Below are 15,925 nucleotides of genomic sequence, written 5' to 3' on the forward strand. Positions count from 1 at the left end.
ATTAATGAACCAAATAAGAAGCATTGCAGAGTTGTTTAACCGTGGAAGGGGAAAGAGAGGTAATAAAATTACACAAAGCGCTCTCAAGCAGAACAATTGTATCGTAGATTTTATTGCGCAAAATGTTCTGTTTTATATATAACCAAAACCTCTCAACAGGATTGAGGTCAGGTGAGTATGGTGGTAGGTATATAATTTCGATATTTTTAGGTATCTTTAAACTTTTTGACTTATGCCAACTAGCGCAATCCATCACGAGAAAAGCCTTTCGTATTCCTAAATATTGCGACATCTGTTCAAGGAATATATTTATACAAGCAGTGTTGACGTTTGGTGCAAATAAGCTAAAATTCTCTCCATTTCTGGGATTAACTGCACTATAGAGATAAAAATTTTCCCTACCTAATTTTACCTTAACCTGTGTCCTACTGCCTTTTTTAAACCACCCATGTCCAACTTTTGAATGTGTACCAAACCGTGATTCATCGAAGAAAAATAGCTCTTTTTCAGAATGCATGACAATAGTTTCATTGAGGTTTTTTTTTAAACTCCTCTTGCTTATTTTTATCCTGTCCACTATGAACTGGTCTTGGTGTGATATATGAGAATTTCATTCTTTGCATATTACGATGTATTGTGGATTTGCTGATATTCAAACCAAATCTTTCTTGGATTCTTATTCTCATTTCTCTAATAGTAATATTGGGGTTTTCCTCCATCCACACCTCAATTTGTTCAAGTTGACTTTGGTTCAATATAGTTTTTCTACGGCATTGAGGTGGAGAAAATAATTTTTCTTCTCTTCCAAATTTTATGTGCTTTATCCATGTAGTAATTGCCTTTCTCGAAATGCAACATATTTTTGCTACAGCTGTTATACTGTGCTTTTTTGCTGCAATTACAGCATTTAGTTTTTTTGCAACATACGCATTATTTCTTACTTTCTTCAGCATCTCTTTTGCTGATTCCACCACTTTTTCATCCAATAATTTTGATCTTAATGCCATCTAAACCTCGCTATTTTACTTACTCCAGTATGGCTTTTTTTCCATTATTGTCTATTCGTTGCTTGTATAGCGGGAATTGGTATAAGCATGATTTCCTGGCTTGCCACAATACTCTGTACCACGATCAGTTAAAATGCGTAGCAATGGAACTTTCTGTTCGTCAAAAAATGGTATAACTCTATCATTGAGAAGATCTGCAGCTGTGATAGCAGTTTTCTCCGTATAAAGTTTAGCAAAGGCCACTCTAGAGTAGGTAGCAATAAAAGTTTGTTGATAAATTCTTCCAATACCTTTGATATTGCCTACATAATAGGTATCTTGACTACCTAAATATCCAGGGTGTTGTGTCTCAATTTCGCCATTGGCTTCTTTTTGTTCCTTAGTTTTTTCTAAAGCAGCAACTTGCTCCTCTGTCAAAATGATACCATCTTGTACCACCTTCGCTTCCAGTGCTTTCAATCTCTTTTTAAAATTTTCGAGGTCGTTTCTTTGCCATATTGACCTTATCCCGCTAGCAGATATTAGAATTCCTTTTTTCTTTAACTCATTAGCTGCTCTTTCTTGTCCATATGCTGGAAACTCTACTGCTATTTTAACTACTGCTTCTTCTGTATCCTTTGGTACTCTATTGGCAAGTAATGGTTTGCTTTTGTTTATCTCATATAATGCTTTTTCCCCTCCCGTTTCATACAGCTCTTTGAAGCGGTAAAATGTATCCCTTGAATATCCCATTACTTTACACGCCTGTGATACATTTCCTAATTGCTTTGCAAGTTCTAGCAACCCCAACTTTGGTTTTAGTATTTTTTCTTGTGTTTTACTCATATCTGACACTCCTTTAAAATTTATTTATATTTTTATCTTACTTTATTAATCTGTCAGATTAAGTCTAAACTATTACATAAAAAGTGACTCGCTTATCTACTTACGAATATGATGATATAGAGAAAGAAATTTGTACTGATTCTATACTCTACAAAGTGGGGAAAAGGATAAAAGAGCAGAGATTAATACGGGAATACACTCAGGAGGACTTGGCAAATAAAATAGGTTCAACACCTAAAGAAATACACGACTATGAACGAGGATATACAGACATTCCAATTGAAACATTATATAAGATAGCAAAGACATTATCAGTTAACATTAAAGCTCTTGGACTAACAGAATATGAAAATGAGCCAGTTTTGAGGTTTGTAGGTAAATGCGAAAAAATTGAGGATCAAGAATTACTGGATACGGTAGCCAGATCTTTATCTGAAGGAATGCAAACTGGTAAAGAAAAGGTAAAAAAAGCAGAGAAAATCAAGCTTGCAAAAGATCTAGTTAAGGAAGGTGTTGCTATTGATATTATTGTGCGAGCAAGTGGCCTAACTGCTGATGAGTGTGAAAATTGAATTGTGTTAAACAATATATTAAGATATAAGTAAAGATAGTTATATATTTAATATTTCTATACAGAATTTTTCTATCACTTTCTGATTGTCCTCTATCATTGCCTTTGCCTCCTGTTGAAGAAATTTGATATTTTTTGATGTAATGTTATCCATGTCAGCCGACGCTAGCTTCAATTGCGATTGTATTCTTGCGTATCTATTGCCTATTACTTGATTCATCTGATAATTTACGCAGTCCAATCCAGAGGCAAACATCACATTTAACAAAGGTTTGATCCAGCCTATTTTTCCAAATCTCCTCGAGTTATACCAATTCCCGCTATACAAGCAACGAATAGACAATAATGGAAAAAAAGCCATACTGGAGTAAGTAAAATAGCGAGGTTTAGATGGCATTAAGATCAAAATTATTGGATGAAAAAGTGGTGGAATCAGCAAAAGAGATGCTGAAGAAAGTAAGAAATAATGCGTATGTTGCAAAAAAACTAAATGCTGTAATTGCAGCAAAAAAGCACAGTATAACAGCTGTAGCAAAAATATGTTGCATTTCGAGAAAGGCAATTACTACATGGATAAAGCACATAAAATTTGGAAGAGAAGAAAAATTATTTTCTCCACCTCAACGCCGTAGAAAAACTATATTGAACCAAAGTCAACTTGAACAAATTGAGGTGTGGATAGAGGAAAACCCCAATATTACTATTAGAGAAATGAGAATAAGAATCCAAGAAAGATTTGGTTTGAATATCAGCAAATCCACAATACATCGTAATATGCAAAGAATGAAATTCTCATATATCACACCAAGACCAGTTCATAGTGGACAGGATAAAAATAAGCAAGAGGAGTTTAAAAAAAAACCTCAATGAAACTATTGTCATGCATTCTGAAAAAGAGCTATTTTTCTTCGATGAATCACGGTTTGGTACACATTCAAAAGTTGGACATGGGTGGTTTAAAAAAGGCAGTAGGACACAGGTTAAGGTAAAATTAGGTAGGGAAAATTTTTATCTCTATAGTGCAGTTAATCCCAGAAATGGAGAGAATTTTAGCTTATTTGCACCAAACGTCAACACTGCTTGTATAAATATATTCCTTGAACAGATGTCGCAATATTTAGGAATACGAAAGGCTTTTCTCGTGATGGATTGCGCTAGTTGGCATAAGTCAAAAAGTTTAAAGATACCTAAAAATATCGAAATTATATACCTACCACCATACTCACCTGACCTCAATCCTGTTGAGAGGTTTTGGTTATATATAAAACAGAACATTTTGCGCAATAAAATCTACGATACAATTGTTCTGCTTGAGAGCGCTTTGTGTAAATTTATTACCTCTCTTTCCCCTTCCACGGTTAAACAACTCTGCAATGCTTCTTATTTGGTTCATTAATAATGAGAGTTGGTATTAGAATACCTTAGAACCTGTACATGATCTCAAGAAAGGAATAAACTAAGAGATAATGTATATAAGTTAGGATATATGAGGAGTGTATACCCAAGTGATATAAGTCGGGAAAGATTTGAGATTATATTACCAGATCTAGAATCCTGTAGAAAAAAAACAAAACCAAGAAAACTGGATTTATATGAGTTATTTTGCGGTGTACTTTATGTGCTAAAAAGTGGCTGTCAGTGGCGAATGCTACCAAAAGAGTTTCCAAAATGGCGCAATTGTTACGATTACTTCAAGAGATGGAGTAAAAAACCGAATGAAGATAGAGAAAGTGTTCTAGAAATTGTCTTAAAAAAAATTAGTTGGAGAGGTTCGTTTCAACAGTGGTCGGAATACAAAAACAAGCTTCTGCATCATTGATGCTCAAAGTGTAAAAAACACCGATATTGCTGAAGAAAAAGGTTATGATGCCGGCAAGAAAATTTCAGGAATAAAGCGTCATATTGCAGTAGATACGCAAGGTTTGCCACATGCAATTTATATTACTACAGCTAATATCGGAGATCGTACTGCTGCTGTAGAGATGATTTGTAACGCAAGAAAAAATCTTTCCGAAGTTCAAAATATACTAGTTGATGCAGGTTATACAGGAGAAAATTTTGCAACTCAAATAAAAACGACTATTGGTGCAACCGTTGAAGTAATAAAACGAAGTGAATTACATACCTTTGTTGTATTGCCAAAAAGGTGGGTTGTAGAGCGTTCTTTTGCTTGGCTGGAAAAGTGTAGACGGTTATGGAAAAATTGCGAGCGTAAACTCAATACTAGACTACAAATGGTCGTTCTAGCTTTTACTGCCTTGCTCCTCAAAAGATTATGAACAGGCTCTAAGATCACCCGGCCCTTGTTGTAAACCTGATTCCTTTTCCTCACTTTTTAAATTCCATAAATTTCTTTCCATCATAATATACTCCTTAATTAAAATTACACTTACTTTTTAGGTATGCATGGCAAATTTGTGATACCTTGTCTGAACGAATATGAAACAGTTTTTAGTTACTCATCTACTCTCTACACTTTCTTTATAAAAACCATAGACGCCAGTTGGTTTTTATTAGCTATAAAGTAAAGGTCAAGTATCTGGAATTCTGGACATAAAATCCTCCTGTATAAAAAGAGTTAGAAAAAAAATGCAGTGCATATACGACAGATATACACCGAAGAATACATTTTTTATTGAGTTTGATTAAAAAGTTTGCAGATGAAGATAAATTTTTGAGCTCTTAAAATATCTCTAATTGTAATTATAATTAGATTGAAAATATGCGGAAGTAATTTTTATACGCTAGCTACAGTTAAAAGATAATTGACTTTGCCTAGTTAATATTTCAAATTATAAAAAAGGCAAATAATTCTATGATATTGCAGGGCAAAAAAGGGTTAATAACCGGAATAATAAATAAGAGGTCAATAGCATATGGTATAGCAAAGACTCTCTCAGAACATGGAGCTGAGCTTGCAATCACTTATCAAAATGAAACAATAAAAGAGAAATTATTACCAATAGCAAGTGAATTAAATGTAGAGTTAATATTGCACTGTGATGTTTCAAGTGAGGAAACCATAGAGAGTGCTTTTAAGGAAATAAAGGAGAAGTGGGGTGCTGTTGATTTTTTGGTACATGCAATAGCATTCTCCGATAAAAATGAGCTAAATGGTAAATATGTCAATACTTCACTAAACAACTTTCTTCATGCAATGCATATATCGTGCTATTCTTTTACTGCTTTAGCGCAAAGAGCCGAAAAAATGATGTTAAATGGCGGTAGTTTACTTACTTTATCTTACTATGGTGCTGAAAAGGTTATGCCAAATTATAATGTGATGGGTTTATGTAAAGCAGCACTTGAAGCAAGTGTAAAATATATAGCATGTGATCTCGGACCACAGAACATCAGAGTAAATGCAATTTCTGCTGGTCCAATCAGAACTTTGGCATCTTCTGGAATAAGTGACTTTCACTCCATATCGGAATGGAATAGAAGTAATTCTCCACTTAGACGCAATGTTACAATAGAAGATGTTGGCAAGGCAGCACTATACTTATTAAGCGACCTGAGTAGTGGTACAACTGGAGAAATTTTACATGTTGATTCAGGGTGTAATGTTGTGGGAATGAAGATAGCAGACTAATACAGTACTGCAGATGCATGTGAAATCTGTGTTTTGTTGTTATCCGAGTAATTGACATTGGAGTCCAGTGTCAGCTACTCGAATGACAACATTTTAAGGGAGTGTTAAATAAACCATACGCGTCAAGTTAAGGAAAAAAAGGTATGAAAGAGATAGAATAATAAGGTATAAGTTCTCCCAGAAATACTTTTAGTGAGAGAACGAATGAATAAAATAACTAGCTTATCAAAAAAGCTCAAAGAATTTTTTAATGAAAAAGTAGACAAAATCTCAATTACAACAAGGTTTATAAAAAGAAAGAGAAAGCTAAAAGGTTCATCGTTCGTAAAAGCCATGGTCTTGGGTAATATAGGGGTTGATAATTGTAGCGTAGAAACAATGTGTCAATTACTAAACGAGGACTCGATAGATATAACAAAACAAGGTTTGGATTTTAGATTTACTGAAGAAGCAGTGGAATTTATGAAAAGGATGTATAATGAATCTGTGGTTCTTTTTAAAAATATCTTGCAAGTTGATTGCAAAATCTTACAGCTATTTAATAGTGTTAAATTATTGGACAGTAGCTATATTACTCTACCTAACAATATGGAAGAGATGTATAAAGGTTATGGTACTAGCTACAGTGGCTATGAAAGCAATACTAAGTCTGGAATAAAGTTACAATTAGTTTTCGACTACATGAATCAGATAATAGACCAACTTAATTTAACGGAGGGAGTAAGATCAGACCAGGGATATAGGAAACATTTAAGTAATATATTAAGCAATGATTTGCTAATATCTGATCTCGGTTATTTTGTGCCAAGTTCTTTTAAACAAATCAATGAAATAGGAGCTTATTTCATAAGTCGTTATAAATCCGATACCAACATATATGATGTAGAAACAAATCAAAAAATGGAGTTATTAGAATGTTTAGAGGATAAGTTATTTTTAGAAAACGAGGTATTGTTAGGAAAAGAAGCAAAAATTAGAGTAAGAATTATATGTCAGAAACTAACTGAATATGGCCAGAAGAAGGAAAGCTAATAGATTAGCAAGATCGCAGGGATATACATCCTCTAAAAGAAATCAAAAATTGTTGAACTGGTCAAAACTAATGTTCCAGAAAATAAAATTAGTGCTGAGCAAGTATTAACGATTTACAGAGTAAGGTGGCAAATTATTTAAATTGTATAAAAGCCATATCAGACTTGATAAGCTAAAAGGAAAGCCATGCAGAGTATTATGTGAACTATATGCTAAATTGTGCGCAATTCTTATATTTCACAGCATAGTTGGTTGCACAGAAGTGAAAAAGAATACAGAACTTGGCTTAACAAAGGCATTTATTGAGCTAAAAAGGCGGGTTAGAGAGTTATTTTTAGCACTAAAGAATAAAGTTAATAGTTTGAAAGTTTTTCTTAAAAAGCTTACCATAACTTGGTCTCGATTTTCATTAAAAGACAAGTACAGAAAAACTAGAGTATCTACCTTAACTTCCCTGAATGAATTTACTTACAATCTCTTAACTTGACGCGTATGGTTTATTTAACACTCCCACTAATTGCCTATTTACTGCATTACTCATTGACCACCCAATCACCATGCGTGAATATAAATCTATTATTGCTGCAAATATAACCATCCTTCATTAGTTTTTATGTACGTAATACCAGTTACCCATATCTTGTTGGTTGATCAGTGATGAAATTCTGATTTAATATGTTAGGAGTTATAACTCTATTGTCCATTTGTGGTTTTTTACTCTTAAACTTTCGTCTAAGCTTAGCTTGAATGCCATTTTTCTGCATAACATTTTGCACTGTTTTAATTTTTACCTAAAGCCTTTAATTCAGCATCAATTTTAGGAGCTCCGTATCTGCATTGTGATGCTCGATATACCTTCTGATACCAACTCTCATTATTAATGAACCAAATAAGAAGCATTGCAGAGTTGTTTAACCGTGGAAGGGGAAAGAGAGGTAATAAATTTACACAAAGCGCTCTCAAGCAGAACAATTGTATCGTAGATTTTATTGCGCAAAATGTTCTGTTTTATATATAACCAAAACCTCTCAACAGGATTGAGGTCAGGTGAGTATGGTGGTAGGTATATAATTTCGATATTTTTAGGTATCTTTAAACTTTTTGACTTATGCCAACTAGCGCAATCCATCACGAGAAAAGCCTTTCGTATTCCTAAATATTGCGACATCTGTTCAAGGAATATATTTATACAAGCAGTGTTGACGTTTGGTGCAAATAAGCTAAAATTCTCTCCATTTCTGGGATTAACTGCACTATAGAGATAAAAATTTTCCCTACCTAATTTTACCTTAACCTGTGTCCTACTGCCTTTTTTAAACCACCCATGTCCAACTTTTGAATGTGTACCAAACCGTGATTCATCGAAGAAAAATAGCTCTTTTTCAGAATGCATGACAATAGTTTCATTGAGGTTTTTTTTTAAACTCCTCTTGCTTATTTTTATCCTGTCCACTATGAACTGGTCTTGGTGTGATATATGAGAATTTCATTCTTTGCATATTACGATGTATTGTGGATTTGCTGATATTCAAACCAAATCTTTCTTGGATTCTTATTCTCATTTCTCTAATAGTAATATTGGGGTTTTCCTCTATCCACACCTCAATTTGTTCAAGTTGACTTTGGTTCAATATAGTTTTTCTACGGCGTTGAGGTGGAGAAAATAATTTTTCTTCTCTTCCAAATTTTATGTGCTTTATCCATGTAGTAATTGCCTTTCTCGAAATGCAACATATTTTTGCTACAGCTGTTATACTGTGCTTTTTTGCTGCAATTACAGCATTTAGTTTTTTTGCAACATACGCATTATTTCTTACTTTCTTCAGCATCTCTTTTGCTGATTCCACCACTTTTTCATCCAATAATTTTGATCTTAATGCCATCTAAACCTCGCTATTTTACTTACTCCAGTATGGCTTTTTTTCCATTATTGTCTATTCGTTGCTTGTATAGCGGGAATTGGTATGAATATCTTGTATGAGCTCTTCTCTTATTGATTTTTTATTGTTTTTTTCCTTAGTAATCCATTTATAATAACCACAAGCAGATACGCTCAAAATCTGCATAATTACCGTATCTTATAGCAGTTTTCATGTTCTTTTATAAAAGAATATTTTACTCTTTTTGGTTTGCAAAATATCCCAGGGCTTTTTTTAAAATGTCTCTTTCCCTTGTTACTCTTGCCAGCTCTTTCTTTAAATCAAACTTTTCTTTGTCACAATGAGCTACTTTTCCTTTTCCTGGAAACACATCTACTCCAGACATTCTATCATTGTATGTTTTTACCCATCTGCTTACCGCTAATACCCAAATCTCTTGCTATTTTTTGATGATTGACCTGTTTCTTTTACTAGTCTTATAGCTTCAATTTTGAATTCTGCTGTATATTCTTTTCTTTTTGTCATACTACACCTCCTTGAAAAAAGGTTTTATTTTACTTCAAAAACGTCTTAACTTTCTGTCTACTTTTTCTAGGTAAGGTCACTCCAACAAGAATTCAGCATTTTCCCAAAACCGCACACAAAAATGGTCTTGCCGGTTGCCATCAATGCAAATGAAAGCTGCATATAAAAACTGTGTTTGATCATATCATTTTGATCAGCAATCTTTTGTAAACCTACAGCTCCAGCGACGAAGACCATCTCCCAAACAATCAGCCCTTTCTCATGATTGTAGCTAATAATACCAGCAGAGCTTAAAAACCAAATAAAGCATATCGATATGATAAATGCACCAACACCAGTTATAACTCTCAAATAAATTGGCAGCTCCTTCTCTTCTTGTTGACTGATAACAAAATCAGACAATCCATTATCAAAAGACTTCTTTCGAAACTCATTTTGCCAGCTCTAAATTGTAAATGCCAACTATCAAATTAAACCTCAGACCAAAACGTTTTCGCCGATTTCTATAACGATCTGCAATAATTTTAAACCTTTTCAGTAATCCTATCACATTTTCAACTACTGCCCTTTTGCTCATAAACTTTCGATTTTCCTCTTTTTTTTCTTTGGTTAATGGTTCTTTTCTCGTCTTTCTATTTGGTAATTCCACATCTTTATGTATCTTTTGCATTCCTCTATACCCAGCATCTGCTAGCACTTTCACTTCATCATGTATATAAATTTTTGACTCCTTAAATACCCGAAAATCGTGTTTTCTGCCATTCGAAAAAGACGTGCAAATTATCTTCTTATTCTTTTTTTCCATAATTATTTGCGTTTTTAGTGTATGTTTTCTCTTCTTCCCAGAGTAGACAATACCGTTGCTTTTTTTTTGGCCTTTCTATCGGCGTTTCTGTTAGAACCTGTACATGATCTCAAGAAAGGAATAAACTAAGAGATAATGTATATAAGTTAGGATATATGAGGAGTGTATACCCAAGTGATATAAGTCGGGAAAGATTTGAGATTATATTACCAGATCTAGAATCCTGTAGAAAAAAAACAAAACCAAGAAAACTGGATTTATATGAGTTATTTTGCGGTGTACTTTATGTGCTAAAAAGTGGCTGTCAGTGGCGAATGCTACCAAAAGAGTTTCCAAAATGGCGCAATTGTTACGATTACTTCAAGAGATGGAGTAAAAAACCGAATGAAGATAGAGAAAGTGTTCTAGAAATTGTCTTAAAAAAAATTAGTTGGAGAGGTTCGTTTCAACAGTGGTCGGAATACAAAAACAAGCTTCTGCATCATTGATGCTCAAAGTGTAAAAAACACCGATATTGCTGAAGAAAAAGGTTATGATGCCGGCAAGAAAATTTCAGGAATAAAGCGTCATATTGCAGTAGATACGCAAGGTTTGCCACATGCAATTTATATTACTACAGCTAATATCGGAGATCGTACTGCTGCTGTAGAGATGATTTGTAACGCAAGAAAAAATCTTTCCGAAGTTCAAAATATACTAGTTGATGCAGGTTATACAGGAGAAAATTTTGCAACTCAAATAAAAACGACTATTGGTGCAACCGTTGAAGTAATAAAACGAAGTGAATTACATACCTTTGTTGTATTGCCAAAAAGGTGGGTTGTAGAGCGTTCTTTTGCTTGGCTGGAAAAGTGTAGACGGTTATGGAAAAATTGCGAGCGTAAACTCAATACTAGACTACAAATGGTCGTTCTAGCTTTTACTGCCTTGCTCCTCAAAAGATTATGAACAGGCTCTTACATCTATTACCAAAACTTTGTATTCCATTTCACTTCTTAAGAGCTCTTTTTGTCCTGGTAATGCAAAATCTGGATAGAGTATCCTCAATCCATTTTATCGTCCTATATGCCGTACTTTCCATAGCTTTGACTTATATGAAAATATGTACGATATTCTCTTAAATATTCCAGTGCCATAAATAGCATGCCTTCTTCACTTAACTTATTTTTCCTACCTCCTTTAGCCTTTTTTTCTTATTTGCTTCTCGTAAAATCTCTACCATTTTATACCTTTTTTACTCCTGCTAACCTGCGAAATTTTTCATCATCTAACTCTTCTGCTATTTTCACCTTTTCCCTCACTCAAAACCCACCATTTTACTCTCTTTTTAACTTTATTCTAGTTTCGAAAGAGGTTCATTGACGCAAGAGTCTGGAATCCAGTTTTTCATTTAATCTCATTAAATTTAGCATAAGCTCAATTTGCTTGTAAATTTTTCTGGATGCCAGTGTCTGGACACTGGCATGACATTATAGAAGCTGGGGTTCCAGTGTCAGCTACTTGGATAACACAAAAGGGGCTAGTCGAATTTTTTAGGCATAGATCACAATGTCCGTACAGTAAGCACTGACCATTTTTCGTGTAAGTTACCTTTGCAAATGTTTGTACAGCTGTAACACCCATCTTGAAAACTTCAGGAAAACTTACTTGTCGCTTTTAACTTGTTTAAATCTCCAAAACCAATCTATTTGGATCTTCTATGTAATTTTTTATTTTAACAAGGAAAGTAACTGCTCCTTTACCGTCAACTATTCTGTGGTCGTAAGAGAGGACAATGTACATCATCGGTCTGATTTCAATTGAGCTGCCTACAGCAACTGGCCTGTTTTGTATTGAGTGCATGCCAAGTATTCCAGATTGGGGAGGGTTGATTATTGGAGTAGAAAGAAGTGAACCGTATACACCACCGTTTGAGATAGTAAATGTTGCACCTTCCATTTCCGATACTTGCAGCTTACCTTCTCGTGCTTTTTTGCCAAGAGCAACTAAAGTCAATTCAATCTCGGCAAATGACATTTGATCAGCATCACGAATAACTGGTACAACAAGACCTTTGTCAGTGCCAACAGCAACACCTATGTCATAGTAATTTTTATATACAATTTCATCACCTGAAATCTCAGCGTTAATCTCACGAATTTCTTTTAGTGCTTGCACTGCTGCCTTTATAAAAAACGACATGAAACCCAGTTTTATTCCATATTTCTTTTCAAAAGTTTCTTTATACTTTGCCCTCAGATCCATGACGTTTTTCATGTCAATTTCATTGAACGTGGTCAGTATTGCAGCAGTATTTTGCGATGCTTTCAAACGAGCAGCTATTACTTGCCTTATTTTGCTCATCTTTACTCGCTCTTCTCTTTTCTCCCTACTTACTAAATTTTTTGGCTGCTCGACCGCAGGTTGTTCAGCTTTACTCATATGGTCTATTACATCTGCTTTTGTTACTCTACTTCCCATACCAGTTCCTTTTACACTTTCTGCACTGATCGCATTTTCTTCCATGATTTTACGAGCTGACGGAGCATCTTTTTTAGCAGCGCTTTCTCCTCTATCTTCTTTTTTCACCTCTTCTTTTACTTCTCCTGCAGCAAATTTTGCTAGTAATTGATCAGGGCTAATTACATCATCTTCTTTCACAAAAAATTCGATTATTTGTCCTGAAGCTTCTGCAGTTAGTTCTAGCGCCGTTTTATCAGTTTCAATTTCAAAGATTAAGTCATCTACTTTTATTGCTTCACCGATATTTTTCTTTATTTTTATTATACCTTCCGTAACCGATTCACCACCAAGAGTTTTTGGTGCTTTGACTTCTATAATTTTGCTCATAAAACAACTTCTTTATAAAACTTTCTATAAATTTATACATGAAAAGAAACATAAATAAACTAATAAATTCATTAGGCCTTTTATCATGATGCTTGATTATTTCTTTTTATATATTTAAAATTAAAATACTAAGTAAATTGAAATAAGATTATGGATTTTGATAAAGCAGGTAATGCAGAAGATTTAGATAACAAAAAACTTCAACTGATATGTAATGCTTATAACAGAAGATTACTATCAAGTCAAAGAGTTGTTGATGGCATTAATTCAATGGATTATAGTAAACTTAAAATCTTATGCAAGTATAACAATAAGTTTAGTTACAAAGGTATTGAAGAATTACTCTCAGATGAGAGCATTGTTAATAACATCAAAGATTACGATGATGAAATATTTAGGTCCATGCTAAATGATGCACCTTCGGAGCACAATATTCTAGAAATACTAAAAGGTGGGGAGGTTTGCAATACCAATAATGAATTTGAAAGTAGTGATAGTGAGGAGGATAAAGATTTAAGCGATTCTTTTGATTGCGAGGAAAGTGATGAAGAGATGGCAATGTCATCGAAAAGTCAAAGTGATAGTGAGGAGGATAAAGTTAAAGAAGATATTCTAAAATTACAAGAAGACCCAGAAATTGCTAAAAACCTTAGTTTTATTGATGACCAAACACTTAAAGTCATTTGTAAGAAGTTTAGTTCTAGCGATATTAAGGCACTACTAGAAAATCAGGCAGTTGTTGTTAATATAACTGATTATAATAATAAAGAATTGGAACACGTGTTTAATATTTGTGGCTCTCTTGCTATTCAAAATATTATAAAAGTACTAAGTATTACTCCTGGAAAATTAAGGCTTATATGTAATAAGTTTAGTGGTGAAGATATTATGGAGTTACTAGGAAATCAAAAAGTTGTTGAGTACCTCAATTTTATTGATTATAAAAAATTTGAACTCATTCATAATAGTGATAAGTTTAATAGTAGCAAGCATGCTAGTAGTAGTCACAAGATTATAAGGTTGCTAGAAAATCAAAAGATTGTTAAGCACATCAATTTTATTGATTATGAAAAACTTCAATTCATACTTTGTCATAATAAGTTTCTTCTTAGTGATATTATAAGACTACTAAAAAATCAGGAGGTTGTTGAGAATATCATTTCTTTTAACATTGAAAAATTTCGACTCATATTTTATAGAGATGAGCTTAACTGCATAGATATAATAGAATTACTAGAAAATCAGGAAGTTGTTAATAACATAATTACTCATGAGATTGAGAAATTGAAATACGTGCTTGATATTTGCAACTTTCTTATTGAAGATGTTACTAAATTGCTAAGTATTAATCATAAAAATTTAAGGCTCATATTTGAGAAGTTTAGTTCTAGCGATATTAAGGCACTACTAGAAAATCAGGTAGTTATTGTTAATATAACTGATTATAATAATAAAGAATTGGAACACGTGTTTAATATTTGTGGCTCTTTTGCTATTCAAAATACTATAAAAGTACTAAGTATTACTCCTAAAAAATTAAGGCTCATACGTAATAAGTTTAGTTTTATCGATGTTAGGACACTACTAGAAAATCAGAAAGCTGTTAAGAATATTGATTCTCTTACTCTTTGGAAATTAGAACTCATATGTAATAATAAGAAGTTTAGTTCTAGCGATATTAAGACACTACTAGAAAATCAGAAAATTTTTTATAACATTTCTGATTATAAAACTGAAGAATTGCAACTCGTATTTGATAGTTATGAGCTTAGTCCTCAAAATATTATAAAAGTACTAGAAAATATTACTCCTGAAAAATTAAGGCTCATATGTAATAAGTTTAGTCCTAGCAGTATTCAGACACTACTAGAAAATCAGAAAATTTTTTATAACATTTCTGATTATAAAACTGAAGAATTGCAACTCGTATTTGATAGTTATGAGCTTAATCCTCAAAATATTATAAAAGTACTAGAAAATATTACTCCTGAAAAATTAAGGCTCATATGTAATAAGTTTAGTTCTAGCAATATTAAGACACTACTAGAAAATCAGAAAATTGTTAAGGGAATCGGCTCTATTACTTCTAGGGAATTAGAATTCATATATAATAAGAAGTTTAGTCTTCTAGATATTATAAAAGTACTAGAAAATATTGCTCCTGAGAAATCAGAACCCATATTTGAGAAGTTTAGTTTTCAAGATATTATAGAAGTACTAGAAGATCAAAATGCTGTTAAGGGCATCAATTCTGTTAACACTAAAGAACTAAAAGCAATAACGGATAATGTTACTGGTAAGGTATTTGTCAGTATATTTAAAAATTTTACACCTAGCGTAAAGTAAACTTTGAGGTTTGCTATAGCTCTGCATAGAGCTGGTGAAGTCAGAGATATTAATATCGATTATTTGAATAACAAAGATAGTGTTTACGACAATATAATTAAATATTTTCCTCCAGAGGTGAACATAGATATTGAATATCCTTTCCCAGGGGTGGGCGTAGGCATTGAAGATTTTCCCCTAGAGCTGGACATAGACAAAAAGTCACTTATACCATTCCCTATATTCGAGGAAAATATCACATGCCAAGAACCTGTGTCAAAATTATATAATTTATCTCTAGAGAAGGTTATTGAGAATATCAATCCACATAAAAGAGCTAGGTATTCCTAATAACACTAAATTCATTTATTTATAATAATTTTACTATATCGTAAAACCATCTATATCAGACTATTTTTACTATATTTTCTTGGTCAAATCACTGGTAGCTGACACCGAGGTTCAGAAAATTTTTATAATATAGACTATCAATGATTTTTCAGTAATAATATAGTTTTAAGTGGATATAGTGAA

Annotated in this window: 11 protein-coding genes and 6 pseudogenes; 8 read left to right on the forward strand and 9 right to left on the reverse strand. The window is 33.1% G+C overall.

Going from position 1 to position 15,925, the window contains the following annotated elements:
* Nucleotide 1 precedes the first annotated feature (1 nt).
* Nucleotides 2-1,007, reverse strand: a protein-coding gene (locus tag ABWU62_RS05130) for an IS630 family transposase (RefSeq protein ID WP_353287736.1) whose coding sequence is annotated in 2 segments (ribosomal slippage) — nt 2-544 and nt 546-1,007 — 1,005 coding nt in all. Because the reading frame shifts where the segments join, the coding sequence is not laid out codon by codon here.
* 81 nt (nt 1,008-1,088) lie between these two features.
* Nucleotides 1,089-1,832: pseudogene (locus tag ABWU62_RS05135) on the reverse strand (helix-turn-helix domain-containing protein); the annotation flags it as partial.
* A gap of 80 nt (nt 1,833-1,912) precedes the next feature.
* Here ABWU62_RS05135 and ABWU62_RS05140 point away from each other — a divergent pair.
* Nucleotides 1,913-2,404, forward strand: a pseudogene (locus tag ABWU62_RS05140) (helix-turn-helix domain-containing protein); the annotation flags it as partial.
* Nucleotides 2,405-2,443: 39 nt separating this feature from the next.
* Here ABWU62_RS05140 and ABWU62_RS05145 read toward each other — a convergent pair.
* Nucleotides 2,444-2,710 (reverse strand): annotated as a pseudogene (locus tag ABWU62_RS05145) (patatin); the annotation flags it as partial.
* 83 nt (nt 2,711-2,793) lie between these two features.
* Between ABWU62_RS05145 and ABWU62_RS05150 the strand changes: the two are divergent.
* The 4 genes and pseudogenes from ABWU62_RS05150 to ABWU62_RS05165 all read left to right on the forward strand — a co-directional run bounded on the left by ABWU62_RS05150 (nt 2,794) and on the right by ABWU62_RS05165 (nt 7,514).
* A protein-coding gene (locus ABWU62_RS05150; protein ID WP_353287090.1) for an IS630 family transposase occupies nt 2,794-3,799 on the forward strand; the annotation gives its coding sequence in 2 pieces (ribosomal slippage) (nt 2,794-3,255 and nt 3,257-3,799; 1,005 coding nt in all).
* A gap of 90 nt (nt 3,800-3,889) precedes the next feature.
* Nucleotides 3,890-4,682 (forward strand): IS5 family transposase gene (locus ABWU62_RS05155; RefSeq protein ID WP_353287093.1). Its coding sequence is split into 2 segments (ribosomal slippage): nt 3,890-4,153 and nt 4,155-4,682, totalling 792 coding nucleotides; the frame shifts between segments, so codons are not numbered across the junction.
* A gap of 536 nt (nt 4,683-5,218) precedes the next feature.
* Nucleotides 5,219-5,995: an enoyl-ACP reductase gene (locus ABWU62_RS05160; protein WP_353287738.1), complete on the forward strand. Its 777-nt coding sequence runs from the start codon at nt 5,219-5,221 to the stop codon at nt 5,993-5,995.
* Between the two features lie 192 nt (nt 5,996-6,187).
* A pseudogene (locus ABWU62_RS05165) lies at nt 6,188-7,514 on the forward strand (IS4 family transposase).
* Nucleotides 7,515-7,904: 390 nt separating this feature from the next.
* Here ABWU62_RS05165 and ABWU62_RS05175 read toward each other — a convergent pair.
* The 4 genes and pseudogenes from ABWU62_RS05175 to ABWU62_RS05190 all read right to left on the reverse strand — a co-directional run.
* A protein-coding gene (locus ABWU62_RS05175; protein WP_353287090.1) for an IS630 family transposase occupies nt 7,905-8,910 on the reverse strand; the annotation gives its coding sequence in 2 pieces (ribosomal slippage) (nt 7,905-8,447 and nt 8,449-8,910; 1,005 coding nt in all).
* Nucleotides 8,911-9,142: 232 nt separating this feature from the next.
* Entirely contained in the window at nt 9,143-9,292 is a 150-nt protein-coding gene (locus ABWU62_RS05180) for a hypothetical protein (protein ID WP_353287739.1), read from the reverse strand.
* A gap of 206 nt (nt 9,293-9,498) precedes the next feature.
* Nucleotides 9,499-9,834 carry a hypothetical protein gene (locus ABWU62_RS05185; protein WP_353287740.1) on the reverse strand — a complete coding sequence of 112 codons (336 nt, stop codon included), beginning with the start codon at nt 9,832-9,834 and terminating at the stop codon, nt 9,499-9,501.
* 28 nt (nt 9,835-9,862) lie between these two features.
* Nucleotides 9,863-10,328: pseudogene (locus tag ABWU62_RS05190) on the reverse strand (transposase family protein); the annotation flags it as partial.
* 64 nt (nt 10,329-10,392) lie between these two features.
* Between ABWU62_RS05190 and ABWU62_RS05195 the strand changes: the two are divergent.
* Nucleotides 10,393-11,185, forward strand: a protein-coding gene (locus tag ABWU62_RS05195) for an IS5 family transposase (protein ID WP_353287093.1) whose coding sequence is annotated in 2 segments (ribosomal slippage) — nt 10,393-10,656 and nt 10,658-11,185 — 792 coding nt in all. Because the reading frame shifts where the segments join, the coding sequence is not laid out codon by codon here.
* Nucleotides 11,186-11,197: 12 nt separating this feature from the next.
* Here ABWU62_RS05195 and ABWU62_RS05200 read toward each other — a convergent pair.
* Both ABWU62_RS05200 and odhB read right to left on the reverse strand, forming a co-directional pair.
* Nucleotides 11,198-11,526: pseudogene (locus ABWU62_RS05200) on the reverse strand (helix-turn-helix domain-containing protein); the annotation flags it as partial.
* A gap of 376 nt (nt 11,527-11,902) precedes the next feature.
* Nucleotides 11,903-13,066, reverse strand: coding sequence for a 2-oxoglutarate dehydrogenase complex dihydrolipoyllysine-residue succinyltransferase (odhB, locus tag ABWU62_RS05205; protein ID WP_353287741.1), 1,164 nt, complete (start codon nt 13,064-13,066; stop codon nt 11,903-11,905).
* A gap of 150 nt (nt 13,067-13,216) precedes the next feature.
* Here odhB and ABWU62_RS05210 point away from each other — a divergent pair, with 150 nt between their 5' ends.
* Both ABWU62_RS05210 and ABWU62_RS05215 read left to right on the forward strand, forming a co-directional pair.
* Entirely contained in the window at nt 13,217-15,412 is a 2,196-nt protein-coding gene (locus ABWU62_RS05210) for a hypothetical protein (RefSeq protein ID WP_353287742.1), read from the forward strand.
* 3 nt (nt 15,413-15,415) lie between these two features.
* The gene (locus ABWU62_RS05215) at nt 15,416-15,742 is read left to right on the forward strand and encodes a hypothetical protein (protein ID WP_353287743.1); all 327 of its coding nucleotides are present in this window, start codon (nt 15,416-15,418) and stop codon (nt 15,740-15,742) included.
* Nucleotides 15,743-15,925 lie beyond the last annotated feature (183 nt).

Source organism: Wolbachia endosymbiont (group B) of Gerris lacustris (genome assembly GCF_964028355.1).
Classification (GTDB): Bacteria; Pseudomonadota; Alphaproteobacteria; order Rickettsiales; family Anaplasmataceae; genus Wolbachia.

Coding starts and splice junctions, on each gene's coding strand:
- ABWU62_RS05160 (WP_353287738.1), top strand. CDS start 5,219: ATGATATTGCAGGGCAAAAAAGGGTTAATAACCGGAATAATAAATAAG.
- ABWU62_RS05180 (WP_353287739.1), bottom strand. CDS start 9,292: ATGTCTGGAGTAGATGTGTTTCCAGGAAAAGGAAAAGTAGCTCATTGT.
- odhB (WP_353287741.1), bottom strand. CDS start 13,066: ATGAGCAAAATTATAGAAGTCAAAGCACCAAAAACTCTTGGTGGTGAA.
- ABWU62_RS05210 (WP_353287742.1), top strand. CDS start 13,217: ATGGATTTTGATAAAGCAGGTAATGCAGAAGATTTAGATAACAAAAAA.